Here is a 21,742-nt window from a genome sequence, read left to right as displayed (position 1 = left end):
CCCTCACCGACCCTGTTCGTCGACGTCGAAGCTGACGGCCTTGCCGCGCGAGGTGGGCTCCCAGCCCGCCTCGATGATCGCCGTCACGGCGTTACGGACGTATTCGAGGTTCACGAACTGCTTCTCCGTGTCCGGACGCCCGTTCGGACGCAGGGGCGGCGGAAACTGGACCACCGCCTCGCGCTTGTAGTCGGCGTGGCGCAGGGTCACGGCGATGCCCTCCCACTGGCCGCCATGGGTCGGCCGCGGCTGGCGTCGAAGCGCCCAGTGATAGATTTCGCCCTCGACCTCGACGGTCCCTTCGGCGTCACGCGTCAGATTCTGCATGCCGGGCTGATAGCACAAACAAAAAGGGCGCGCCGTCTCCAGCGCGCCCTTCGTCATTTCGTACCGAAGCCCTCGATCAGCTGCCGGGCGTCTTCACGCCGTCGGCGTCGGCCTGTTCGCGGCGGTCGTAGACGTGGTCCACGATGCCCCACGCCTTGGCTTCTTCGGCCGACATGAAGTGGTCGCGGTCGAGGGTCTTTTCGACTTCCTCATAGGTGCGGCCGGTGTGCTCGACGTAGATCTCATTGAGGCGCTTCTTGGTGTAGCGGATATCGGCGGCATGCAGCTCGATGTCCGAGGCCTGGCCGCGGAAGCCGCCCGAAGGCTGGTGCACCATGACGCGGGCGTTCGGCAGGGCCACGCGCTGACCGGCGGCGCCGGCCGTCAGGATCAGCGAACCGGCCGAGGCGGCCATGCCCATGCACACCGTTGAAACCGGCGAGCGGATGTATTGCATGGTGTCGTATATCGCGAGCGCCGAGGACACCTGTCCGCCGGGGCTGTTGATGTACATCGAGATCTCCTTCTTCGGGTTCTCCGATTCCAGGAACAGCAGCTGGGCGCAGATCAGCGACGCCATGCCGTCTTCGAAGGGACCGGTCAGGAAGATGATCCGCTCGCGCAGCAGGCGCGAGAAGATGTCGAACGAGCGTTCGCCCCGGCTGGATTGCTCGACCACCATGGGGACGAGATTCATGTTCATCAGTTCGATCGGATCGCGCATTCAGGCCTTCTCGGATGCTTTTGGGCGCGACTCAGCAGTCGCCGTCCCTCTTGGACAGGATATCGTCTTGCCGAAGCGTTGACGCAAGGCGGGGGCGACGGATCGTCACTCGCCCTGGGCCGGCTCGGGGTTGTCCGCTGCCGCGGCCACGGCATTGGCCGCCCGGCGGTCGTGGACCATGACATTGGCGACGCTGCCCGACTGATGGCTCGGCCGGGCCTGGTTCAGCTCCGCGCCGTAAAGGGCCGTCAGATAGCTGCGGTCCCAGTCCGTCAGGCCTGCCACTTCGACGCCCGGCGTGAACATGTTCAGGACCGTGTCAAACCCTCCCGTGGTCGCCTCCGGGTCCACCTGCGCCAGCGCTACCATCGCGATGTAGTCGGCGAGCTGCTGGATGTTCAGCCCTTCGGCCCGGCTGAAATCGACGATGACGATGGCCTTCTCCAGATTATTCTGGACCTGGGTGCGCAGGCGCGCGGCGGCGAACACCGAAATCATCCGGGCCTCCTCGCCGGGGATCCGGACGGCGGGCGCGCCGGTCTGGGAATCAACCGGCAGGGCCACATGCCACCAGCGCACGGCGGCGTCGGTCTGCTGGAATCGCTCCAGCGCCTGAGCGCCGCGATCCGCCCCGCCCCAGTTCGGACGGAAGGCGCGCGGGGTCGCCTCGACCAGTCCCTGCGCCAGCGCCTGACCATCCGAGGCGCCGATGATCAGCACATTGGCCCGGCAGCCCGGCTCGCCGGGCTCCAGCCCTATCTCCATGGCGACCTGCGACACCCGGTCGACGATGTACTGGGCCGCCGGATTGCGGACGTTGGCGATGCCGACACAGACCTGCCGGTCCCAGCGGGCGGGGCCTCGCCCCATCGAGGGAGCGGTGACGTCATCGACGAAGTTGCGGACGGTGCGCTCCAGCCGCTGCCGCTGCACCACCACGTCCTCCAACTCGGCCGGCGTCCCCTCCTGCGGCGTTGGCGTGGCCGGGTCCTGAGCCAGCAGGCTGAACGCCAGGAGAGACGCAGACAGGAAACTCATCACTGATCCCGGAGATGGAAACGCGGGCCCTTTCCCGCATCGAACGTTTGTATGGCAGCCCAGCGTTCGCCGCCACGGCAAAGAAAAAGCCGCCGCTGCGAGGGCAGCGGCGGCTCTTCCGGATCAGGTCGGCTCGGGCCGGGATCAGATCTCGTCTTCTTCCTTGAGCAGCTCTTCCTTGGTGATCGGCTTGTCGGTCACTTCGGCGGTCGAGAAGATCAGGTCGCAGACCTTCTCTTCATAGATCGGGGCGCGCATCTGGGCGGCGGCGTTCGGGTTCTGGCGGTAGAAGTCCAGCACCTGACGCTCCTGGCCCGGATAGTTGCGGGCCTCGTTCATGATGGCGTTGTTCAGTTCCTGATCCGAAACGGTCACGTTGTTGGCGCGGCCGATCTCGGCGAGGACCAGACCCAGGCGGACACGGCGCTCGGCGATCTTGCGATACTCGGTCTTCAGTTCGTCTTCCGACTTCTTGGCGTCGTCTTCCGGCAGGCGACCGGCGGCCTTGTCAGCCTCGACCTGCTGCCAGATGCCGTCGAACTCGGCTTCCACCATCTTCGGCGGCAGCGGGAAGTCGTGGGCCTTGTCCAGTTGGTCCAGCAGGGCGCGCTTCAGCTTGAAGCGGGCGGCGCCGGCGTACTGCTGGTTCAGGTTGGCCGACAGCAGCTCCTTGAGCTTGTCCAGCGACTCCAGGCCGATGCGCTTGGCGAACTCGTCGTCCACCTTGGCTTCGGCCTCGGCCTTGATGGCCTTGACGGTGATGTCGAAGGTCGCGGCCTTACCGGCCAGGTGAGCGGCCTGGTAGTCCTCGGGGAAACTAACTTCGATAGTTTTCTCTTCGCCGACCTTGGCGCCCTTCAGCTGCTCTTCAAAGCCCGGGATGAAACGGTTCGAGCCGATGACCAGCTCGGCGTCCTCGGCTGAACCGCCTTCGAACACTTCACCGTCCAGCTTGCCGACGAAGTCGATGGTCAGTTGGTCGCCCTCGGCGGCCTTGACCGTCTTGCCCTTCTTGTCCTCGTAGGACTTGGCCTGACCGGCCAGTTCCGTCAGGGCTTCGTCCAGATCGGCGTCCGACGCTTCATAGGTCGGGCGATCCAGCTTCAGGGTCTTGACGTCGACCGGGGTGAATTCCGGCATGACTTCCAGCGACATTTCGTAGGTCAGGTCTTCCTGACCGGCGATGACCTTGTCCATGTCCGAGACCAGCTTCATCTCGGCCGGAGCGGCCGGACGGATCTTGGCTTCATCAAGGGCGGACTGGCTGGAGGTGTTCAGCGAGTCGTTGATGATCTCGCCCATGAAGTCACGGCCGAAGGTCTTCTTGACGTGCGCGACCGGCACCTTGCCCGGACGGAAGCCCTTCAGCTTCATCTGCGGGGCGACTTCCTTCAGGCGCGCGTCCAGCTTTTCGTTCAGCTCGGCGACGGGAATGGTCACCGCGATCACGCGGCTCAGGCCTTCGGAGGACTTTTCGACGACTTGCATGGTCGGGATATCTGACGCTCTGGGGCGGCGCCAATGAGGCCGGCGCGCGCGGTGTGGGAAATGCAATAAGGGCCGCCCTTTCGGGGGGCGGCGCCTTTGAAGCCCGCCCTTATGTCGATGACCGTCCCAAAGGTCAACGTGAGGTGGCGGTTTCAGTACGGCGTCCCCGCCGCTATCTGTAGGGGCATGAGCCAGTCCCCTCCCCCGGCCCCCTCCCCCGTCGGCGTCAGCGTCGTTCCCGTTACCCCGCTTCAGCAGAACTGCACCATCGTCTGGTGTCAGAAGACGAAGAAGGCCGCGATCATCGATCCGGGCGGTTCGGTCGACGGCCTGCTGGCCGCCGTGACCCAAAACGGACTGACGCTCGACGCGATCTGGATCACCCACGGCCACCTCGACCACGCGGGCGGCGCGGCCGAGATGCAGGAGAAGACCGGGCTGGACATCATCGGCCCCCACGAGGCCGACCAGTTCTGGATCGACCAGATCCCGGAGAACGGCCTGCGCTACGGCATGCCGGGTTGTCGCAGCTTCACGCCGACCCGCTGGCTGGATGACGGCGACGTTGTGACGCTGGGCGAGACGACGTGGGAGGTCTTCCACTGCCCCGGCCACACGCCCGGCCATGTGATCTTCTTCAACCGCGAAGCCCGTTTCGCCCAGGTCGGCGATGTCCTGTTCCAGGGGAGCATCGGTCGCACCGACTTCCCGCGCAGCGACCACGGCGCCCTGCTGCAGGCCATCGTCACCAAGCTGTGGCCGCTGGGCGACGACGTGACCTTCATCCCGGGCCACGGCCCGCACTCGACCTTCGGAGCCGAACGGCGAAGCAATCCCTTCGTCTCGGATCAGGCTATGAAGGGCGCGCCCATCGTGCGCCCCGCGTCCGGCCCGTCCTGACGGTTATCGCGCGGCCAGAAGACCGATCAGCACGCCGATGCCCAGCGCATAGAGCGAATACCGCACCGGCTCTTCCTCGACCGTGTGGCGCAGGCGTCCGGCCCGCGCCCTGCCCCAATCGCCGACCGCGCGGGCGTCTTCCTTCAATGCCTGCCGGATCGGACGCACGCCCAGCGATCGCATCTCCTCGCGCTGCAGGATGGCGTCCGCCTCGCGGTCGAGGCGGCTGGCCGGGCTGTCGAACTCATCGACGATGTCATCGGCCAGGGTCTGTCCGGCGTAGGTCTCGGTCATGTCAGGCGCTCCATGGTTTCGGGGAGGATGGTTTCCGTCTCAATCCGCCGCGTCCGCCGGGGGTTCCGCGCGGGCGATCGTGATGAAACAGCCCCGTCGCCGTGGCGTTGGTTCCGGTGAAAGGAGGTCGCCATGACCTACATCGAACCCGACAGCCCGACCGGCGAACCGGAAATCCTGCCACCCGATACGCCGGGTCCGGACCTTGAGCCCGGAGCCACGCCCGAGGAGGTCCCGCAACAGGACCCCGGCGGCGGCAACCCCGGTGATTCGCGCCCCTACGAGTAATCGCGGTTTCCGGAAGCGCTGTGATTCGTTCGCATTTCCGTGACCGAAGCGTCGGAACCGGACGGGAGTCAGAGGGTTCATTTCGCAACCGCCACCGTCGCCACGAAAGGAAATTCCGATGGCCCAAGGTCAGCCCACCCGCGCCTCCGGTGTCTCCAAGCGGGGCTTCGCCTCGATGGACCCGGAACGTCAGCGCGAGATCGCCCGCAAGGGCGGGGCAAGCGTACCCAGTGAAAAACGCAGCTTCTCGCAGGACCGCAGCTTGGCCGCACAGGCCGGGCGCAAGGGCGGCGAAGCCTCCCACGGTTCCCGCGCGCCAAAGCCGGAAACCGGCACGAACACCGGCGTCGAGTAAGCCTTCTTCCCCCGAAGGCCTTTGTGAAGGGCGGCGCTGAACGGCGCCGCCCTTTGCCGTTTCAGCTTTCCAGCAGCGCCAGCGCCACGGAGGGCGCGGGTCCTTCGCGGAAGGCGGCGACGCGCCAGCCTGAGGCGGCGGCCAGATCGCGGACCGCGCCTTGGGTGAATTTCCGCGAATTCTCCGTGTGAATGGTCTCGCCCCGACCAAACGCAATGCGCCGCCCATCGATGTTCACAACCATATTCCGCATCGCCTGCAGGTGCATTTCGATGCGCGAGGCCTCGGCGTTCCACACCGCCCGGTGCGCGAAGGCGTCCAGATCGAAGTTCGCGCCCAGTTCGCGATTGGCGCGGACCAGCAGGTTGCGATTGAAGTCAGCAGTCACGCCCTGGGCGTCGTCATAGGCGGCGATCAGAACCGCCGGATTCTTCACCAGATCGACCCCCAGTACGAACAGGGCGTCCTCGCCCAGCAGGCGACGCGCGCCGCTCAGGAAGGCCACCGCCTCCTCCGGTGCCAGATTGCCGATTGTCGAACCGGGGAAGAAGCCAATCTTGCGCCCCTGCCCCAGACCCTGCGGCAGATCGCCCAGCGCCAGAAAGTCCCCGACCACCGGACTGACGCACAGATTGGGATAGGCCGCGCGGATGCGGGCGGCGGCGGCCTCCAGCGCCTCCGGGCTGATGTCCACCGGCACATAGGCGGACAGGTCCGGCGCGGCGTCCAGCACGATCCGGGTCTTCTCGCTGGCGCCCGAGCCGAACTCGACCAAGACCGCGCCCGGCCCGAACAGGGGCGTCCATTCCGGCGCCACGGCCCGCAGCAAGGCCGCCTCCTGCCGGGTCGGATAATATTCCGGCAGGCGGGTGATGTCCTCGAACAGGTCCGACCCCGCCGCGTCATAGAACCATTTGGGCGAGGTGTGCTTGGGCGAGCCCGACAGCCCCGCGATCAGATCGTCGCGGAAGGCCGCGCTGTCGTCATCGGTCACGCGGGCCGTCTCCGAAGGTCTGTCCGACGCCAGCCGCAGACCCGCGAAGGCCCAGCGCTGATGCGGATAGAAGAAGTTGCGATAGGTCGCCCGCGCATGCCCCTCGGGCGTCGCGAAGCTCGAGCCCCGCAACACCGCCTGGTTGATCATGAACTTGCCATTGTACTCCGAGGCCGTCCCCTCGGTCGGGCGGAAGCCTGGATAGGGCGCATAGGCCGAGGCCGTCCATTGCCAGACCTCGCCGAAGGCGTTGCCGAACGCCTCGGGCCGGGTGGCGACCGCATGCTCCCACTCCGCCTCGGTCGGCAGGCGCTTGCCGGCCCAGCGGGCGTAGGCGTCGGCCTCGTATAGGCTGATGTGGCGCACCGGCGCGTCCGGATCGACCGGATGACGGCCCGTAAGGCCCATCACCGACCAGTCGTCGCCCTCGCGCGACCAGTACAGGGGCGCGGTCCAGCCCTCGGCCTTCACCGTCGCCCAGCCGTCCGACAGCCACAGCTCGGGCCGCGCATAGCCGCCGGCTGCGATGAAACGCAGCCAGTCGCCGTTGGTCACCAGATCGTTGGCCAGCCCATAGGGTTCCAGCCAGGCTCTGTGGCGCGGTCCCTCATTGTCGAAGGCGAAGTCCTCGCCGTCACGACCGATCTGGACCAGCCCGCCGTCGAAGGCTGTCTCTCCGCCCCGTGCGGGCTCCGACGCCCGCCGGCGCGGCTCCTCCGCATAGGCCGCCGGGAACAGGGGCGAGCGGCACATCAGGTTCAGAATATCCATCAGGAACAGCTCCTGATGTTGCTGGTCGTGATGCAGGCCCAGCGTGAACAGATAGCGGGCGCGGGCGTCCATATCCCCCTGCCCCAGCCAGGCCACCATCCGGCGGTCGATCTCGCGCCGGTAGGCCAGCACCTCGTCCAGCGAGGGTCGGGTCATCAGTCCGCGCTCGTGCCGCGCGACGCGTTCGCCCAGCGCCTCGTAATAGCTGTTGAACAGCACCTGCCAGCGTTCATCGACCGGCTGATAGCCGGGCTCCCGCGACAGGATCATCGCTTCGAAGAACCAGCTGGTGTGCGCCAGATGCCATTTGCCGGGGCTGCAGTCGGCCATGGACTGCGCCGACAGGTCCTCGGGCGACAGGCCCTCCGCCAACGCCGGCATCGCCGCCCGCACCTCGCGGTACAGGTCGATATCCCCTTGAAGGAGGGTGCGTGCAGGCAGATGGACATTCATGCGGACTGGCTCCCCGCCGTGAACCCGAAACATGGGACGGCTTGAGCTTAACTGCCACCCGCCGGTCCCGTTCCTGTCAGCAGTCTGGCGCCAGACCCGGCCTTACAGGCCGCGCATGGCCTCGATCACCTCGTCGACCACCTCTTCCCGGGTCGCCCAGGAACAGACGAAGCGGACCGAGCCGTCGTCAAAGCGGTAACAGGCCCAGCCCAGTTCGTTCAGCCGCTGATGGGCGCGCGGCGGCATGCGCACGAACACCGCATTGGCCTCGACCGGATGGGCCAGGACGAAGGGGGTGTTGGCGACAATGCCCTCGGCCAGCCGCTGGGCCATCAGATTGGCGTGGGCCCCACCATCCTCCCAGGCCTTGCTCTCCAGCAGCCCAAGGAACGGCCCGGCCAGGAACCGGCTCTTGGAGGCTACCTGCCCGGCCTGCTTCAGCCGGTTGTCGATCCGCCGCGCCAGCGATTTGTCGAACATCACGATGGCTTCGGTGCAGTTGGCGCCCGCCTTGGCCCCACCGAAGACCAGGATATCCACGCCCAGCCGGGCGATCTGGGTCAGGTCGAAGCCCGCCGCCGCCGCGTTGGCCAGCCGCGCCCCATCCATATGCACGCCATAGCCGCGCGCCTTCACCGGCTCGATGAGGTGGCGCAGTTCTTCCTCAGTGTAGACGGCGCCGTACTCGGTCGCCTGGGTCAGGCTCAGCGCCGCCGCGGGCTGCCGGTGGCCGACCTCCGGCTCGTCTAGCGCCGCCTGCAGCGAGGCCAGTTCGATCTTGCCGGAAAAGCCCGGCAGGCCGATCAGGCCGACGCCCTGACCGAAGAAGCCGGGCGCGCCGGTCTCGTCGGTGCAGATATGGGCGGCGTGATGGGCCAGCACCGCCTCATGCGGCCAGGCCAGCATCGACAGGGCGATAGCGTTCGCCGCCGTGCCCGAAAACACGAAGCGGATCTCGGCGTCCGCATCCAGTCGCTGGCGAATCTGGTCGGCGGCGCGGGCGGTGATGTCGTCCGAGCCATAGGCCCGCGCATAGCCCGCATTGGCCGCGATCAGCCCCTCAAGGGCCGCGGGCGCCATGCCGGCGGTGTTGTCGGACCCGAAATCGTAACGCACGGCCTACCCCTCGCTGGCGGTGTCGGTCGGACCGGTCGAGGGCGCAGCGTCGCCGACCGGTGCCTTGCGAGCCCTCCACGGCTTGGGCGGCTCGGGCTTGTCATCTTCGCCATAAGGCACGGCGACCTGATGCGGGAACGGAATTTCGATATCGGCGGCGTCCAGCGCCTCCTTGGCGGCCTGAAGCACATCAGCCTTGGTCTGCCAGTAGTCTTCGGACCTGGTCCACGCCTGCAGTGTCATCTCGACCGAACTGTCCAGCAGGGCCGTCACCCCGGCCCAGGGCGCGGGGTCGGTCAGAACCAGGTTGTGCGCCGCCGCCGCCCCGATCAGGGCGTCGCGCGCGGTGTTCAGATTATCGCCGTAGCCGACGCCGATCTTCAGCTCCATCCGGCGGGTCTTCTGCCCGGACAGGTTCAGGATGGTGTCGCCGAAGACCTTGGAGTTGGGCACCACGATCTTGACGTTGTTGGCGTCCGCCATCTGGGTCAGGAACAGGTCCAGCCGCTGAACCGTGCCCGCGCGTCCGCCGATGTCGACCACATCCCCCACACGATAGGGTCGCAGGATCAGCAGCATCACCCCCGCCGCCACGTTCGACAGCGTGCCCTGCAGGGCCAGGCCGACCGCGAGCGACGCGGCGCCCAGAACGGCGATGATCGAGGTCGTCTGGACGCCCAGCCGCTGCAGCACGGCGATGAAGCCGATCAGGAAGACCACGACCCGCACCACCTGCACGGCGAAGCTGAGAACGGTCGGGTCGTGGCGGAAGCCGCGCACCCGCGAAAGGGCCCGCCGGGTCACCCCCGACGCCCAGCGCGAGGCGAAGACGGTGATCACCAGGATCAGGACGGCGATCGACAGATTGATCGCGAAGTCGCCGGCCATATCGGTCAGCTTGGCGATCATGGCGGCGTCCAGCGTGGCGGCCTTCTGGCCCGCGGCGACCGCCTCGTTCAGGGGAGCGACGAGGTTCGACATGGGCCGGGTCTAACGCACGAGTCCCGGATTGGAACCCCGAAGACCGAATTTGCTCAGCTTTTGGGCTTCGCCACCCGCCCGCCACCGCTTTCGATGGCGTCCAGCAGGTCCATGACGTCGTTCAGGGTGTTGGCCTCGCGCGCGGGCTTGTCCCAGCGAATTCGGCTGACGCGCGGGAAGCGCATGGCCACCCCCGACTTGTGCCGCGTCGAACGCTGCAACCCCTCGAAGGCGATCTCCAGCACCAGACCGAAGTCCCGCGTCGCCTTCACTGACCGCACTGGCCCGAACCGTTCGACCGTGTGATCCCGCACGAACTTGTCCAGTTGCTTCAGCTCCTCGTCGGTGAAGCCGAAATAGGATTTGCCGACCGGGCTCAGCGTCCCATCCTCGGTCCAGACCCCGAAGGTGTAGTCGGAATAGAAGCTGGAGCGCTTCCCGTGGCCGCGCTGGGCGTACATCAGCACCGCGTCGATGACGTGTGGATCGCGTTTCCACTTGAACCACGGCCCCTTGGGGCGGCCGGCCACATAGGCGCTGTCCCGGCGCTTGAGCATCAGCCCCTCGGCCGCCGCGCCCACCGGCGGGTCAGCCCGCAGAACCGCCAGTTCGTCCCAATCCGCATAGGACACGATGGGAGAGAGGTGCAGCCGCTCCCCGCCGTCCGTCAACATCGCCTCCAGCCGCGCCCGTCGTTCGGTCAGTGGCAGGCCGCGCAGATCCTCGCCCCCCTCGGCCAGCAGGTCATAGGCGACGATGGCCGCCGGATGGGCCGCCATGGTCTTCGCATCCACCGTCTTGCGATTCAGCCGCTGCTGCAGGTCCCCGAAGGGCGCCACCGCCCCGTCTCGCCAGACCACCAACTCCCCATCCACCGCGCCCTCGAAGGTCAGGCCGTCCATCACATCGGGAAAGGCTCCGGTGATCTCGTCGCCGTGGCGGGAGAACAGCCGCGCCACGCCCTGCTCGCGCACCGCCTGCACCCGGATGCCGTCCCACTTCCATTCCGCGAGATAGTCGGCGGGATCCAGCTTCCCGAAATCCGCCGCCTCATCCAGCGCCACGGCCAGCATGACCTGGCGGAACCGGCCCGGCGTCTCGGTGTCCGGCCGCTCTCCCCGGCCCTCGACCCAGGCGAACAGGGGCGCATAAGGTGGCTCCGCCGTGTGCCAGACCTCGACGATGTCGGCGGTCGTCAGCGGCTCCAGCGCCTGAACCGTCTCCTCGCCGCCCGGCTCCGGCGGCGCGCTGAAGGTCTCTGGCCGCATCATCGCCACCGCCGTCCGCGCCAGCTGGGCCGACATCCCGACCCGCAGCGCCCCGGTCATCAGCTTCAGCAGCGCCCACCTCGCCTTCGGCTCGAGCGCATCCAGCCAGCCGACCAGCAGCCCCTCGACCTCGCCCCGCTTCGCCATGCGCAGCGCCTCGACCACCTCGGCCAGTTCCGGTTCGCGGTTGGGCCGGTGCGCGGGATCAGCGGGCCAGATCAGCGCCACCGTCTCCGCCAGATCGCCGACATAGTCATAGGACCAGCGGAACAGCACCGGATCGATCCGCGCCTCCACCGCCTTGCGGATCATGGCGGGCTTGGCCGCGTCAAAGCTCAGATCGCCGGTCAGGGCCGCCAGCGCCCAGCCCCGGTCCGGGTCCGGCGTCGCCCGCAGATAGTCGCGCAGCAACACCAGCTTGGCGTTGCGCGATCCCGTCAGCGACAGGCGATCCAGCAGTTCAGCGAAAGCGCGCATCGGCCCCCGGTCAGCGACAGTCCCATCCAAACGCGAAACACCCCGGAAGTCTCCCTCCGGGGTGAAGTCGCTGATCGGCCTCAAGCCGTGCATCGAGCTTTAGGCCCTTAGTTGAAAAGCCCCGCGATGACGGCGGTGATCAGCCCGGTCGCGACGGCCGTCAGGACCACGTCATTGCCGGTGCGGACGTATTGATAGCCCGAGGGCGGCTGGCGCAGGCCGTAGGCGCTGTAGTTGCGGACCACATAGGCGCTGGATCGATAGTTCGCGGGCATCCGCTGGCCATAGGACCAGGCCCGGGTCTGGTAGCCGCGCGGCGGGGTGTAGCGACCCGCGCTGTAGCGGCGCTGCGACTGCTGCCAGCGGGCGTAGGCGCGTTGATCCTGGCGGGCCTCGCGGCGATCATCGCGGCGCTCGGCCCGATCGTCGCGGCGGTCCTGCCGTTGTTCATGGCGGTCATGGCCACGCACCTGCGGCGCGGCGGCGTGGGCGGCGCCGACCGAACCCAGAGCCAGGGTCGCGGCGATGGCGGCGGTGAGAACCTTTTTCATGGTCTGTCTCCAGTTCGTGGGGCCGAACGACTTCGGCTTGTCCCCACACTGGACCCGGCGCCTTGAGCCCGGCCTGAACGGCGCGCCTCACCCGACGTTCAGCGGAGCGCCGGATTTCAGACCGCAGTGTTTCACCGGTGATACAGGACGCGCCTCAGGCGGCCTGTGCGGACTGCGCGGCGGCTTCCTGCTGCATCGACAGGGCGCGCACGCCCGCCCGACCCGCGTTGACCCGGTTCATCACCATGGCCAGGGCCGCGAAATCGATCGGCTTGTTCAGATAGGCGTCGGCGCCCGCGTCCAGGCCGGCCTGATGGTCCTCGATCCGGGCCGAGGCGGACAGCACCACCACCGGCGTTTCGCGGTTCGGCCCATTCCCGGCGCGGATGGCGCGGGTGGCGGTCAGGCCGTCCATCACCGGCATGTTCACGTCCATGATGATCAGGTCGAAGCGCTGCTCGCCGGCGGCCTCGATGGCGATCTGGCCGTTCTCGGCGGTGGCCGAGGTGTGGCTGGCCGACGACATCCAGGCTTCCAGGATCATGCGGTTGACCGGATGATCCTCGACCACCAGCACGTTCAGCGACTGGCCGCCCTCGATCTCGGCGACGATGGCCTCGGCCTCGTCTTCCTCAACCCAGCGCACGACCTCGGCCTCGACGCTGAAGGTGAAGGTCGAGCCCTCGCCCACGGTCGATTCCACGGTAATGTCGCCGCCCATGATGTTGGCCATGCGGCGCGAAATGGTCAGGCCCAGCCCCGTGCCGCCGAACCGACGCGTCGAGGAGGCGTCGACTTGGGTAAAGGGCTGGAACAGCCGCGCCAGATCTTCCGGCGCGATGCCCGAGCCCGAATCGCGGATCAGGAAGTCGAAGCGGACGTGCTGATCGTCCAGACGCTCGCCGCGCACCGTATAGGTGATCTGGCCGGCGTCGGTGAACTTGACCGCATTGGACAGCAGGTTGTGAATCACCTGGCAGACGCGCAGCGGATCGCCGCGCACCACGGCCGGGATCTCGCCCTCGCGGACGGCCACGAAATCCAGTCCCTTGGCCTCGGCCTGGGCCTGGAACGGACCGGTGACGCGCTTGTCGAGATCCTCGACATTCACGTCCACGACCTCGAATGTCATCTTGCCCGCCTCGATCTTGGTCATGTCGAGGATGTCGTTCAGCAGGCTCAGCAGGTTGTCGCCCGAGTTACGGATGATCGACAGATATTCGCGTTGCGTCGGCTCCAGCCGCGTCGCGCCCAGCAGCTGGGCCGCGCCCAGCACGCCGTTCATCGGGGTGCGCAGCTCGTGCGAGATGACGCCGAGGAAGTTCGACTTGGCGTCGTTGGCGGCGTTCGCCTTGTCACGAGCCGATTCCAGCTCCTCGATCAGATGGGCCTGATGCTCCTGGAAGGCGCGAATGCGCTCCTCGCGCAGCATGGTCATGGTGACCAGCACGAACAGGCCGGCGGCGGTGAAGGGCACCACGGCCACGAACTGCCAGAACTCGGGCTTGCCCCACAGGCTGCCGGCGATGATCAGCGCGGCGACGCCGTAGGGCGAAGAGATGACGATGGCCTGACGCGGCGAGCTTCTAAGCTGCGCAAACACCAGCACATAGCCGGCGACCAGAAGCGTCATGCCCAGCGACGGACCAAAGGTGGCGTCCGAGAACCATGCCAGCAGCGGGGCGACGGCCCAGGCTGCGGTGGTGGCGGTAGCGACCGCCGGGAAGACCAGACCCCAGCCCGTGCCGACGCGCTGGCTGATGCGCTTCTCGACAGCGCCGCGGATGGCGCCGGCGGCCAGGGTGCCCACGAACCACAGGGTCGCGGCGGTCCAGCCGACCGTGGCCAGCAGGCCGATCGCCCAACTGGCGATGATCAGATAGCGCAGATACTGGGTTTGCAGGATGGCGCGCAAAGCCTGCGCGGCTTCCCCGGAATCCGGGTCGCCGCCAGCGGGCTTTCCGATGCCGTCCGATTCAACCATCCCAGCCCCGCCTAGAGAGTTCACAACCCGGCGCGGACGCTACGTGGAACCCCCTAAGACGAAGTGAACGCTGACGCTTTCATGACAACCATTGTTCGCCAAGCTTGACCTTATACAACCTCTTCCGGCGTCAGGGCCTTGATCGACAGGGCGTGGACCGGTCCCGCCAGCTCCTCGCGCAGCAGGCCGTTCACCGCTCGCTGGCGCTGCACCCGCCCCTGCCCCACGAAGGCGGCCGAGACCACAGTCAGATTGAAGTGACTCTCACCGCCCGGCTTGGCGTCCATGCCGCCTTCATGGTGGTGACCGGCGTGACGCCAGCTGTCGTCCTCGATCTCCAGGCGCTCCGGCGCCAGTCCGGCGGTCAGTTTCTCGCGGATAATTGTCGCGACGGGGCCTTCGGGCATCGTCAAGTCCTTGTTGCGGTCTAATTCGCCCCTACACTTCGTGCGATGTCGTCCGCCTTTCAATACACGCCGCGCTTCAAGGATATGCGCATCAAGCCGCCAAAGCCCGAGGAGGAGGCGGCGGAAGCCGATGTCCTGCACCTCAAGCCGGGCGAGAAACCCTGCGACTGGCCGGATTGCCGTCTCGCCGCCACGGCCAAGGCGCCCAAGTCCCGCGAGCGGCTGAACGACTTCTACAATTTCTGTCAGCGCCACGCGGGCGAGTACAACAAGGGCTGGAACTTCTACGCCGGGATGAGCGAGGGCGAGGTCCGCGCCGCCCAGGAGAATGAAGCCATGACCGGCGGTCGCCCGACCTGGGAAATGCAGGCGGGCAAGTTCACGCGCGAGGCCGCCGCCTTCGCCGCCAAGATGGGCACGTCCAACAATCAGGGCGCGGGCTCATGGCGCGACAGCTTCGGCCTGTTCGGCCGCCGCACCACCGAGCAGGCGACCCGGGCTCCGGAAGATCCGCGCATCGGCAAGCTCGAGCAATCCGCCCTCGCCGATCTGGATCTGGACGTCCGCACCGACAATGCGGCGGTCAAGGCGCGCTATCACGAGCTTCTCAAGCGCTTCCACCCGGACCTGAACCAGGGCGACCGCGGCGCCGAAGCGAAGCTCCAGCGCGTCATCAAGGCCTACAAGACGCTGAAGAAGGCGGGGCTGGCGGCCTAATCCTTCGCCGCTGCGGCGATCCGCGCGCCGAAGTCCCGCACCTGCGCCTTGAAGGCCTTCAGCTCCGGAACCGACATCCCCGCCTTGCCCAGCAGGGCCTCGGCCAGACACGGCGTGCGGGCGATGATCTCGTCCCCGGCTTCGGTCAGGCTGACCTCGACCTGACGCTCGTCCTTCAGCCCGCGCTTGCGCTGGACCAGCCTGGCGGCCTCCAGCCGCTTGACCAGCGGGGTGATGGTGCTCGGCTCCAGCCCCAGCCGCGCCGCCAGACCGCCGACCGTCAGCGTCCCCTCGTCGTTCAGGGCCGTCAGCACCAGGAACTGCGGATAGGTGATGCCCATTTCATCCAGCAGCGGCTTGTACAGTCGTCCCACCGCCATGGAAGCGGAGTACAGGGCGAAGCACAGCTGGTCGTCGAGGGTCAGCGGCGGGAGAGCGGTCTGGGCCATGAGCGATTACTTATTACAATAATCACTTTCGCGCTAATTTTCCGCTGGACAGCCGCCTCGCCCACGCCTATCTATTCGTTATCGCGATAAACAACTCGCCGACGCGACGGCGCTCAAGGAGAGTTTCTCATGCAGGTTCTCTATACCGCCCACGCCACCTCCACCGGCGGCGGCCGCGATGAAGGCCGTTCGACCACCGACGACGGCAAGATCGACGTCCTGCTCTCCCTGCCCGCCGAAATGGGCGGCAAGGGCGGCGCCGGCACCAACCCGGAACAGCTGTTCGCCGCTGGCTACGCCGCCTGCTACATGGGCGCCCTGCGTCTGGTCTCGGGCAAGGCGGGCACCCCGGTCGGCCCCGACACCAAGATCAGCACCAGCGTCGGCATCGGCCCGAACACGCGCGGTGAAGGCTTCAACCTGGACATCGCCATCACTGTGTCGGACACCGGTCTGGAGCAGTCGGTCATCGACGACCTGATCCAGAAGGCCCACCAGGTCTGCCCGTATTCGAACGCCACCCGCGGCAACGTCGACGTGGCGCTGAAGGCGGTCTGATCCATCTTCAGTCCAGCGTGGTCCGGTAGCGCAGCATCGCCAGCGTCCCGACCACCAGCACGAAGAGGCCCAGCGCCGTCAGGCTGGGCCCGGCGTTCTCGATGCCGACGCCCTTTAGCAGCGATCCCCGCACCACCCGCAGGAAATGGGTGACGGGGATCGCCGTGCCGATGGCCTGCGCCCACTCCGGCATGCCCCGGAACGGGAACATGAAGCCCGACAGCAGGATCGACGGCAGCATGTAGAAGAAGCTCATCTGCATCGCCTGCAGCTGGGTCTTGGCCAGGGTCGAGATCAGGAAGCCCAGCGCCAGCGAGCCGATGATGAACAGGTTCAGGCCCAGGATCAGCGCGATCCAGCCGCCGCTCATCGGCACGGCGAACAGCACCCGCGCCATCACCAGAATCACCACCGCCTGCAGCAGCCCCACCAGCACATAGGGGGTCAGCTTGCCGATCATCACCTCCAGCGGCTGGACCGGGGTCGAGAGCAGGCTCTCCATGGTCCCCCGTTCGCGCTCTCGCGCCATGCCCAGCGACGTCATCATCACCAGCGTCATCGACAGGATCACGCCCAGCAGGCCCGGCACGATGTTGTAGGCCGTGATGGCCTCGGGATTGTAGCGCCGGTGGATCACCACCTCGAACGGCTGCACGCCCGGCGCCCGGCTCGCCAGCGGCCCGGTCAGTTCCCGCGCCAGCGCCTGTTGCGGCAGGTTGGCGATGGCCGCCACCGCCCCGCTGGTCGCCGAAGGGTCCGCCGCGTCGGCCTCGACCAGGATCTGCGCCCGGTCGCCCCGCACGACCCGCTTGGTGAAGTCCGCCGGGATGATCACCGCGAACTGCACGTCGCCGCGCGCCAGCGCCCGGTCCAGTTCGCCCTGGCTGCGCGCCTGAAGCGTGATCCGGAAATAGCCGCTGTTGTCGAGCGCCGTCAGGATCGAGCGTGAGAAGCCGCCGTTGTCCTGCACCAGCACCGCCGTCGGCAGGTTGCGGGGATCGTCGTTGATCGCATAGCCGAACAGCAGCAACTGGATGATCGGCAGGGCCAGGATCATCGCGTAGGTCAGCCGATCCCGCGTCAGCTGGATGAATTCCTTGGCCATCACGGCCCATGTCCGGGTCCAGGAGAACATCAGGTAGCCTCCCTCACCTTCTCCGCCTCGATGTCGTGGATCAGCTGGATGAAGACATCCTCCAGCGTCGGCCGCGTCTCGCTCCACACCAGCGGCGCCTTTCTTAGTGGCGCGATGGCCGCCTCCAGCGCCGCGCGGTCCCGGCCGGAGACGTGCAGCACCGTCCCGAACGGCGCGACCATCTCCACGCCCGGCTTGCCGCGCAGCTGCGGCGCCAGCCGGTCCGCGCCCGGCCCTTCGGCGTGGAAGGTGATCAGGCCCGAGGCGTCGATCACCTCATCCGCCGTCCCGCGCGCCAGCGTCCGCCCGCCCGCGATATAGGCGATCTCGTGACAGCGCTCGGCCTCGTCCATGTAGTGGGTCGAGACCAGCACGGTCATGCCGTCCGCCGCCAGCGCGTGGATCTCGTCCCAGAAGGTGCGCCGCGCCTCGGGGTCCACCCCCGCCGTCGGCTCGTCCAGCAACAGCAGGTCCGGCTGATGCAGGGTCGCAGCCGCCAGCGCCAGCCGCTGCTTCCACCCGCCGGACAGATTGCCCGCCAGTTGCGCCCGCCGCTTCTCCAGCCCCAGCCGCTCCAGCGCCGCCTGCACCGTGGCCCGCCGGTCCCGCAGCTCGTGCACCCGCGCCGTGAACATCAGGTTCTGCTCGATCGACAGGTCTTCGTAGAGTGAGAATTTCTGGGTCATGTAGCCGACCCGCGTCTTGATCTCGCGCGACTGCTTCATGACGTCGAAGCCCAGCACCGTCCCCTGCCCGCTGTCCGGCGTCAGCAGGCCGCACAGCATGCGCAGGGTCGTCGTCTTCCCCGCCCCGTTCGGCCCCAGAAAACCGCAGATGCGACCGCGCTGGACCGTGATGCCGAAATCCTTGACCGCCTGCAGGGCGCCGAACGCCTTGTTCAGCCCCCGCACGTCAATCACGGGGTCAACGCCGGTCACGGCCGCACGTCCACCGGCAGGCCGGGGTTCAGATCCGCCGCGTTCCCAGGCCGCGCCTCGACGCGATAGACCAGCCGGTCGCGACTGCCGCGATTGTACAGGATCGGCGGGGTGAACTCGGGCCGCGGACTGATCCAGCTGACCGTCGCCATCCCCTCGCGCTCACAGCCGTCGCAGGTGAAGCGCACCGTCCGACCGGGCCGATAGCCCGCCATTTCGGCCTCGGGCACGAAGAAGACCAGCTTCACCTCCCGGTCCGGCAGTAGGGCCAGGATCGGCTGGTTGGCGGGCGCCCATTCGCCCGGCTGGTAGAAGACTTCCTCCACCCGCGCCGGAGACGGCGAGACCGGTGACAGCTGACGCAGGCGCACGCTCGCCTCCGCCAGCCCGCCCTCGGCCTGGGCCACCTGCTGGCGGGCCTGCGCCACCGCGTCCTGCCGCGCGCCCAGGGTGGCGACCTCGCGGCGGCGACGCACGGCGGCGGTCTGGGCCCGGGCCGCGTCGCGCGCCGCCCGCACCTGATCCAGCCGCGCGGGGGCGTAGATGCCCTGACGCACAAGCGGCGCGATGCGGTTGTAGTCGGCGTCCGCCTGCCGCTCGCTGGCCAGCGCCGCCTGTAGTTCGGCGTCATAGACCGACAGCTCTTCGGCCCGCTGGCCCTTGGTCAGGTCCTCCACCCGCGCCTGCGCCGCCCCGACGCCCGCCGCCGCGCTTTCGGCCTGGGCTTGCTGCACCCCCGGATCAATCAGGAAGGTGCGGCCGCCCGCCTCCACCCGTCCGCCCTCGCGCACATAGAGCTGAGCCACCGCACCTGAGACCGGCGCCGACAGATAGACCCGCTCGCCCTCGATATAGCCGGTCAGGGTGATGGCCGGGTCCGGCCGCAGGAAGACCCACCACCCCGCCACTCCCAGCGCGATCAGGGCCCCGAGGATCAACGCCGGTCGCAGGCGCTTCATGGCCGCACTCCCTTCAGGACGGTCTCGATGTGCTGGTCCGCCAGCGCCGCCACATCCACGGGCTCGGCGCCGACCGGTTCAAAGGTCTCGCGCCAGATGATCGACAGGATCAGCGGCCCCATCATGCTGAAGGCGAACAGGCGCGGATCCCCCGCCCTCACCTCGCCGCGCGCCTGTGCCTCGGCGATCAGGCGGGTCATTAGTTCCAGCCCAGGCGCCACCACCGTCTCGTGCCAGATTGTCGCCAGCTCGGGGTGGGTCCGGCTCTCGGCGATGACCAGCCGGACCACGCCGCTGATCCGCCGGTCGCTGATCACATTGCGCGCCAGCAGGCCCACGCCGGTCCGCACAGCCGTCTCGAACCCCTGCGCGGCGGCGGCCAGAGCCATCGCCTTCACCTGCTCGATATTGGGCGAGACCGCATTCTGGATCACCGCGCGGAACAGGTCGGCCTTGGTTTCGAAGTAGAGATACAGCGCGCCCTTCGAGACGCCCGCCCGCTTCGCCACCTCCTCCAGCCGCGCGGCGTGGAAGCCATAGGCCGCGAACACCTCCAGCGCCGCGGCGAGGATCTCGGCGGGCCGGTCGGCGGGCCGACGCCGGAATTTGGGTTCCCCGGGAGGCAACATCGCAAGCTCTTTCTAACTGACCAGTCAGTTATTAACATGGCGCCATCATGCTGTGAAGCATCGTTCTCCCAACAGCTGTTCCGACAGGCTGGACCCCGCCGCGCGGGACTTCTAAGGGTGGCGCATGACCTCCCTCCTCGACTCGACGCCCGACCCCCTTCTGACGCTGGAGCCGCACCGCAACGCCACCGTGCGTGAGCTGTTCGGCATCGACAGCGACATGACCGTGCCGGTCTTCGCCGAGCGCGACAGCCATGTGCCCGAGATTGACGAGGCCTACCGTTTCGACCCGCAGACGACGCTGGCCATCTGCGCCGGCTTCAGCTTCGACCGTCGCGTGATGGTCCAAGGCTATCACGGCACCGGCAAGTCGACCCATATCGAGCAGGTCGCCGCCAGACTGAACTGGCCGTTGGTCCGCCTGAACCTCGACAGCCACGTCAGCCGCATCGATCTGGTCGGCAAGGACGCCATCGTCCTCAAGGACGGCAAGCAGATCACCGAGTTCCGCGAGGGCATGCTGCCTTGGGCCCTGCAGCGCCCGATCGCTCTGGTCTTCGACGAGTATGACGCCGGTCGTCCGGACGTGATGTTCGTCATCCAGCGCGTGCTGGAGGCGCAGGGCCGCCTGACCCTGCTGGACCAGAACCGCGTCATCCGCCCCAACAAGTGGTTCCGCCTGTTCTCGACCACCAACACCATCGGTCTGGGCGACACCTCGGGCCTGTACCACGGCACCCAGCAGATCAATCAGGGTCAGATGGACCGCTGGAACATCGTGACCACGCTCAACTACCTCGACCACGACGTCGAGACCGAGATCGTGATCGCCAAGGCGCCCGAGTACGCCACCGCCGACGGCCGCAACACTGTCGCCGCCATGGTCCGCGTCGCCGACATGACCCGCAACGCCTTCATGAACGGCGACATCTCAACCGTCATGAGCCCCCGCACCGTCATCACCTGGGCCCAGAACGCGGGCATCTTCGGCGGCGACATCGGCCTGGCCTTCCGCCTCACCTTCCTGAACAAGTGCGACGAACTGGAACGCCCGACCATCGCGGAGTTCTACCAGCGCGCGTTCGGCGAGGACCTGCCGGAAGCGGCGACACGGGTGAAGGTGGGATAATGAACGAAGAATGGGCCTTTTCTTCTGAAAGCAAAGCTTGGGTTGCTGATCGACCCGTTCTTTCCAGCGGCCATGTTGTTTTCGGATTCGCACAACATTCCGCTCGCATCCAAGTGCGCGACCTATTCTATGTTATAGAGGTCCAATATGACGAAAGCAAACCCGTCAATATATTCCGAGAAAAGATAGACAATAAAACTGCCAAAATTACTATTTCTGGCGCAATACCGCCTGCAGGCTTAGGTCAAGAGCTAAAGAATATAGCCAAATTTGGGAGCGACAGGCATTTGCACATGTCATTCATGATGCTGTCCTTAGCTCAAGGCACCGCTAGCATTCGGACACTGTGGTACACATTTACAGCGTCCGACGAGCCAGCGTCATGACCGTTGATAATGACTACGCAGCACAGCAAGGCAACAATCGTGAATCGAAACCGGCGCAGGTCACGATTCTCGAGACCTCGCCAGATTCCATTACGTGGCACAAAATTTGGGATTACGAGCTAGATTCCCTCGTCAATATATCTCGACCGATAACATCGTCCTTATCTACCACCGCCATAGGCGCATGGATCGGACTAACACCAAGCTTCTTGGTCACCTTTGAGAAAATCAGAAGTGGCCAGACAATTACCTTGGGGGACGCTTCGAACGCTGGTCTTTGGATAGCCTGCTTTTGCGTAGGTGCAGTTTTGAGTTTTTTTGCAATCAGAGCGCACTTGGATGCCAAGAAAGTAAAAGAGGCGATCCGCGGAAGGCTCTCAAAACCAGTCTGATTGCGACTCCTGCGAGTGCACGACGTATGCCCCG

25 protein-coding genes are annotated in these 21,742 nt (G+C 66.9%); 8 read left to right on the top strand and 17 right to left on the bottom strand.

What is annotated here, in order from left to right:
• Positions 1-3: 3 nt before the first annotated feature.
• The 4 genes from ACTIEF_RS14470 to tig all read right to left on the bottom strand — a co-directional run bounded on the left by ACTIEF_RS14470 (position 4) and on the right by tig (position 3,577).
• Positions 4-327, bottom strand: coding sequence for a hypothetical protein (locus ACTIEF_RS14470; protein WP_439472843.1), 324 nt, complete (start codon positions 325-327; stop codon positions 4-6).
• A 76-nt stretch (positions 328-403) separates the two neighbouring features.
• A complete protein-coding gene (locus ACTIEF_RS14465) occupies positions 404-1,051 on the bottom strand; it encodes an ATP-dependent Clp protease proteolytic subunit (RefSeq protein WP_439472842.1) in 648 nt (215 codons plus the stop codon).
• Between the two features lie 105 nt (positions 1,052-1,156).
• Positions 1,157-2,089 (bottom strand): hypothetical protein, encoded by a 933-nt coding sequence (locus ACTIEF_RS14460; RefSeq protein WP_439472841.1) that lies wholly within the window; start codon positions 2,087-2,089, stop codon positions 1,157-1,159.
• Between the two features lie 144 nt (positions 2,090-2,233).
• Positions 2,234-3,577, bottom strand: coding sequence for a trigger factor (gene tig / locus ACTIEF_RS14455; RefSeq protein WP_439472840.1), 1,344 nt, complete (start codon positions 3,575-3,577; stop codon positions 2,234-2,236).
• 186 nt (positions 3,578-3,763) lie between these two features.
• Between tig and ACTIEF_RS14450 the strand changes: the two genes are divergently transcribed.
• Positions 3,764-4,477 carry an MBL fold metallo-hydrolase gene (locus tag ACTIEF_RS14450; protein ID WP_439472839.1) on the top strand — a complete coding sequence of 238 codons (714 nt, stop codon included), beginning with the start codon at positions 3,764-3,766 and terminating at the stop codon, positions 4,475-4,477.
• A 3-nt stretch (positions 4,478-4,480) separates the two neighbouring features.
• Here the strand turns inward: ACTIEF_RS14450 and ACTIEF_RS14445 are convergent, their stop codons facing one another.
• Positions 4,481-4,771: a hypothetical protein gene (locus ACTIEF_RS14445; RefSeq protein ID WP_439472838.1), complete on the bottom strand. Its 291-nt coding sequence runs from the start codon at positions 4,769-4,771 to the stop codon at positions 4,481-4,483.
• A gap of 132 nt (positions 4,772-4,903) precedes the next feature.
• On the opposite strand from ACTIEF_RS14445, the gene ACTIEF_RS14440 reads away from it, so the two are divergent.
• Together ACTIEF_RS14440 and ACTIEF_RS14435 are read left to right on the top strand one after the other, a co-directional pair.
• The gene (locus ACTIEF_RS14440; protein ID WP_439472837.1) at positions 4,904-5,059 is read left to right on the top strand and encodes a hypothetical protein; all 156 of its coding nucleotides are present in this window, start codon (positions 4,904-4,906) and stop codon (positions 5,057-5,059) included.
• A gap of 118 nt (positions 5,060-5,177) precedes the next feature.
• The gene (locus ACTIEF_RS14435; protein WP_439472836.1) at positions 5,178-5,414 is read left to right on the top strand and encodes a general stress protein; all 237 of its coding nucleotides are present in this window, start codon (positions 5,178-5,180) and stop codon (positions 5,412-5,414) included.
• A gap of 61 nt (positions 5,415-5,475) precedes the next feature.
• On the opposite strand, the gene egtB is transcribed toward ACTIEF_RS14435, so the two are convergent.
• From egtB to ACTIEF_RS14400, 7 genes are all read right to left on the bottom strand, one after another.
• The gene (egtB, locus tag ACTIEF_RS14430) at positions 5,476-7,632 is read right to left on the bottom strand and encodes an ergothioneine biosynthesis protein EgtB (protein ID WP_439472835.1); all 2,157 of its coding nucleotides are present in this window, start codon (positions 7,630-7,632) and stop codon (positions 5,476-5,478) included.
• 102 nt (positions 7,633-7,734) lie between these two features.
• The gene (locus ACTIEF_RS14425; protein ID WP_439472834.1) at positions 7,735-8,748 is read right to left on the bottom strand and encodes a threonine aldolase family protein; all 1,014 of its coding nucleotides are present in this window, start codon (positions 8,746-8,748) and stop codon (positions 7,735-7,737) included.
• Positions 8,749-8,751: 3 nt separating this feature from the next.
• Positions 8,752-9,729, bottom strand: coding sequence for a mechanosensitive ion channel family protein (locus ACTIEF_RS14420; protein WP_439472833.1), 978 nt, complete (start codon positions 9,727-9,729; stop codon positions 8,752-8,754).
• Between the two features lie 53 nt (positions 9,730-9,782).
• Positions 9,783-11,474: a cisplatin damage response ATP-dependent DNA ligase gene (locus ACTIEF_RS14415; RefSeq protein WP_439472832.1), complete on the bottom strand. Its 1,692-nt coding sequence runs from the start codon at positions 11,472-11,474 to the stop codon at positions 9,783-9,785.
• Between the two features lie 107 nt (positions 11,475-11,581).
• Entirely contained in the window at positions 11,582-12,025 is a 444-nt protein-coding gene (locus ACTIEF_RS14410; RefSeq protein ID WP_439472831.1) for an RcnB family protein, read from the bottom strand.
• 154 nt (positions 12,026-12,179) lie between these two features.
• Positions 12,180-14,009, bottom strand: coding sequence for an ATP-binding protein (locus ACTIEF_RS14405; RefSeq protein ID WP_439472830.1), 1,830 nt, complete (start codon positions 14,007-14,009; stop codon positions 12,180-12,182).
• 110 nt (positions 14,010-14,119) lie between these two features.
• Positions 14,120-14,416 carry a BolA family protein gene (locus ACTIEF_RS14400; RefSeq protein ID WP_439472829.1) on the bottom strand — a complete coding sequence of 99 codons (297 nt, stop codon included), beginning with the start codon at positions 14,414-14,416 and terminating at the stop codon, positions 14,120-14,122.
• A gap of 45 nt (positions 14,417-14,461) precedes the next feature.
• Here ACTIEF_RS14400 and ACTIEF_RS14395 point away from each other — a divergent pair, with 45 nt between their 5' ends.
• Positions 14,462-15,133, top strand: a complete 672-nt coding sequence (locus ACTIEF_RS14395) for a J domain-containing protein (RefSeq protein ID WP_439472828.1) — start codon at positions 14,462-14,464, stop codon at positions 15,131-15,133.
• On the opposite strand, the gene ACTIEF_RS14390 is transcribed toward ACTIEF_RS14395, so the two are convergent.
• A complete protein-coding gene (locus tag ACTIEF_RS14390; RefSeq protein ID WP_439472827.1) occupies positions 15,130-15,582 on the bottom strand; it encodes a MarR family winged helix-turn-helix transcriptional regulator in 453 nt (150 codons plus the stop codon). The genes ACTIEF_RS14395 and ACTIEF_RS14390 overlap by 4 nt on opposite strands.
• A gap of 129 nt (positions 15,583-15,711) precedes the next feature.
• Here ACTIEF_RS14390 and ACTIEF_RS14385 point away from each other — a divergent pair, with 129 nt between their 5' ends.
• Positions 15,712-16,140, top strand: a complete 429-nt coding sequence (locus ACTIEF_RS14385) for an organic hydroperoxide resistance protein (RefSeq protein WP_376863815.1) — start codon at positions 15,712-15,714, stop codon at positions 16,138-16,140.
• Positions 16,141-16,147: 7 nt separating this feature from the next.
• Here the strand turns inward: ACTIEF_RS14385 and ACTIEF_RS14380 are convergent, their stop codons facing one another.
• From ACTIEF_RS14380 to ACTIEF_RS14365, 4 genes are read right to left on the bottom strand one after another with little or no spacing between them, the layout of a single operon-like run.
• Positions 16,148-17,275, bottom strand: coding sequence for an ABC transporter permease (locus ACTIEF_RS14380; protein ID WP_439472826.1), 1,128 nt, complete (start codon positions 17,273-17,275; stop codon positions 16,148-16,150).
• Positions 17,275-18,213 (bottom strand): ABC transporter ATP-binding protein, encoded by a 939-nt coding sequence (locus ACTIEF_RS14375; protein WP_439472825.1) that lies wholly within the window; start codon positions 18,211-18,213, stop codon positions 17,275-17,277. The genes ACTIEF_RS14380 and ACTIEF_RS14375 overlap by 1 nt, the downstream gene beginning before the upstream one ends.
• A complete protein-coding gene (locus ACTIEF_RS14370) occupies positions 18,210-19,172 on the bottom strand; it encodes an HlyD family secretion protein (RefSeq protein WP_439472824.1) in 963 nt (320 codons plus the stop codon). Before ACTIEF_RS14370 ends, ACTIEF_RS14375 begins: the two co-directional genes overlap by 4 nt.
• Positions 19,169-19,801 carry a TetR family transcriptional regulator gene (locus tag ACTIEF_RS14365; RefSeq protein WP_439472823.1) on the bottom strand — a complete coding sequence of 211 codons (633 nt, stop codon included), beginning with the start codon at positions 19,799-19,801 and terminating at the stop codon, positions 19,169-19,171. The genes ACTIEF_RS14370 and ACTIEF_RS14365 overlap by 4 nt, the downstream gene beginning before the upstream one ends.
• Before the next feature lie 124 nt (positions 19,802-19,925).
• On the opposite strand from ACTIEF_RS14365, the gene cobS reads away from it, so the two are divergent.
• Genes cobS through ACTIEF_RS14350 form a run of 3 tightly spaced genes read left to right on the top strand, consistent with a single transcriptional unit; the run spans position 19,926 to position 21,708 of the window.
• Positions 19,926-20,930 carry a cobaltochelatase subunit CobS gene (gene cobS / locus ACTIEF_RS14360; RefSeq protein WP_439472822.1) on the top strand — a complete coding sequence of 335 codons (1,005 nt, stop codon included), beginning with the start codon at positions 19,926-19,928 and terminating at the stop codon, positions 20,928-20,930.
• Positions 20,930-21,316, top strand: coding sequence for a hypothetical protein (locus tag ACTIEF_RS14355; protein WP_439472821.1), 387 nt, complete (start codon positions 20,930-20,932; stop codon positions 21,314-21,316). Before cobS ends, ACTIEF_RS14355 begins: the two co-directional genes overlap by 1 nt.
• Positions 21,313-21,708, top strand: coding sequence for a hypothetical protein (locus ACTIEF_RS14350; RefSeq protein ID WP_439472820.1), 396 nt, complete (start codon positions 21,313-21,315; stop codon positions 21,706-21,708). Before ACTIEF_RS14355 ends, ACTIEF_RS14350 begins: the two co-directional genes overlap by 4 nt.
• The last annotated feature ends 34 nt before the right edge of the window (positions 21,709-21,742 follow it).

Origin of the sequence: Brevundimonas sp. (assembly GCF_051858995.1) — a bacterium.
GTDB lineage: Bacteria > Pseudomonadota > Alphaproteobacteria > Caulobacterales > Caulobacteraceae > Brevundimonas.
The sequence above is the reverse complement of the archived record's forward strand: the minus strand, read 5'-3'. Positions and strand labels throughout refer to the sequence as shown.

Excerpts from the sequence above, each read along its gene's own strand:
- ACTIEF_RS14470 (WP_439472843.1), bottom strand. The coding sequence starts at position 327 with ATGCAGAATCTGACGCGTGACGCCGAAGGGACCGTCGAGGTCGAGGGC.
- ACTIEF_RS14465 (WP_439472842.1), bottom strand. The coding sequence starts at position 1,051 with ATGCGCGATCCGATCGAACTGATGAACATGAATCTCGTCCCCATGGTG.
- ACTIEF_RS14460 (WP_439472841.1), bottom strand. The coding sequence starts at position 2,089 with ATGAGTTTCCTGTCTGCGTCTCTCCTGGCGTTCAGCCTGCTGGCTCAG.
- tig (WP_439472840.1), bottom strand. The coding sequence starts at position 3,577 with ATGCAAGTCGTCGAAAAGTCCTCCGAAGGCCTGAGCCGCGTGATCGCG.
- ACTIEF_RS14450 (WP_439472839.1), top strand. The coding sequence starts at position 3,764 with ATGAGCCAGTCCCCTCCCCCGGCCCCCTCCCCCGTCGGCGTCAGCGTC.
- ACTIEF_RS14445 (WP_439472838.1), bottom strand. The coding sequence starts at position 4,771 with ATGACCGAGACCTACGCCGGACAGACCCTGGCCGATGACATCGTCGAT.
- ACTIEF_RS14440 (WP_439472837.1), top strand. The coding sequence starts at position 4,904 with ATGACCTACATCGAACCCGACAGCCCGACCGGCGAACCGGAAATCCTG.
- ACTIEF_RS14435 (WP_439472836.1), top strand. The coding sequence starts at position 5,178 with ATGGCCCAAGGTCAGCCCACCCGCGCCTCCGGTGTCTCCAAGCGGGGC.
- egtB (WP_439472835.1), bottom strand. The coding sequence starts at position 7,632 with ATGAATGTCCATCTGCCTGCACGCACCCTCCTTCAAGGGGATATCGAC.
- ACTIEF_RS14420 (WP_439472833.1), bottom strand. The coding sequence starts at position 9,729 with ATGTCGAACCTCGTCGCTCCCCTGAACGAGGCGGTCGCCGCGGGCCAG.
- ACTIEF_RS14415 (WP_439472832.1), bottom strand. The coding sequence starts at position 11,474 with ATGCGCGCTTTCGCTGAACTGCTGGATCGCCTGTCGCTGACGGGATCG.
- ACTIEF_RS14410 (WP_439472831.1), bottom strand. The coding sequence starts at position 12,025 with ATGAAAAAGGTTCTCACCGCCGCCATCGCCGCGACCCTGGCTCTGGGT.
- ACTIEF_RS14405 (WP_439472830.1), bottom strand. The coding sequence starts at position 14,009 with ATGGTTGAATCGGACGGCATCGGAAAGCCCGCTGGCGGCGACCCGGAT.
- ACTIEF_RS14400 (WP_439472829.1), bottom strand. The coding sequence starts at position 14,416 with ATGCCCGAAGGCCCCGTCGCGACAATTATCCGCGAGAAACTGACCGCC.
- ACTIEF_RS14395 (WP_439472828.1), top strand. The coding sequence starts at position 14,462 with ATGTCGTCCGCCTTTCAATACACGCCGCGCTTCAAGGATATGCGCATC.
- ACTIEF_RS14390 (WP_439472827.1), bottom strand. The coding sequence starts at position 15,582 with ATGGCCCAGACCGCTCTCCCGCCGCTGACCCTCGACGACCAGCTGTGC.
- ACTIEF_RS14385 (WP_376863815.1), top strand. The coding sequence starts at position 15,712 with ATGCAGGTTCTCTATACCGCCCACGCCACCTCCACCGGCGGCGGCCGC.
- ACTIEF_RS14380 (WP_439472826.1), bottom strand. The coding sequence starts at position 17,275 with ATGTTCTCCTGGACCCGGACATGGGCCGTGATGGCCAAGGAATTCATC.
- ACTIEF_RS14370 (WP_439472824.1), bottom strand. The coding sequence starts at position 19,172 with ATGAAGCGCCTGCGACCGGCGTTGATCCTCGGGGCCCTGATCGCGCTG.
- ACTIEF_RS14365 (WP_439472823.1), bottom strand. The coding sequence starts at position 19,801 with ATGTTGCCTCCCGGGGAACCCAAATTCCGGCGTCGGCCCGCCGACCGG.
- cobS (WP_439472822.1), top strand. The coding sequence starts at position 19,926 with ATGACCTCCCTCCTCGACTCGACGCCCGACCCCCTTCTGACGCTGGAG.
- ACTIEF_RS14355 (WP_439472821.1), top strand. The coding sequence starts at position 20,930 with ATGAACGAAGAATGGGCCTTTTCTTCTGAAAGCAAAGCTTGGGTTGCT.
- ACTIEF_RS14350 (WP_439472820.1), top strand. The coding sequence starts at position 21,313 with ATGACCGTTGATAATGACTACGCAGCACAGCAAGGCAACAATCGTGAA.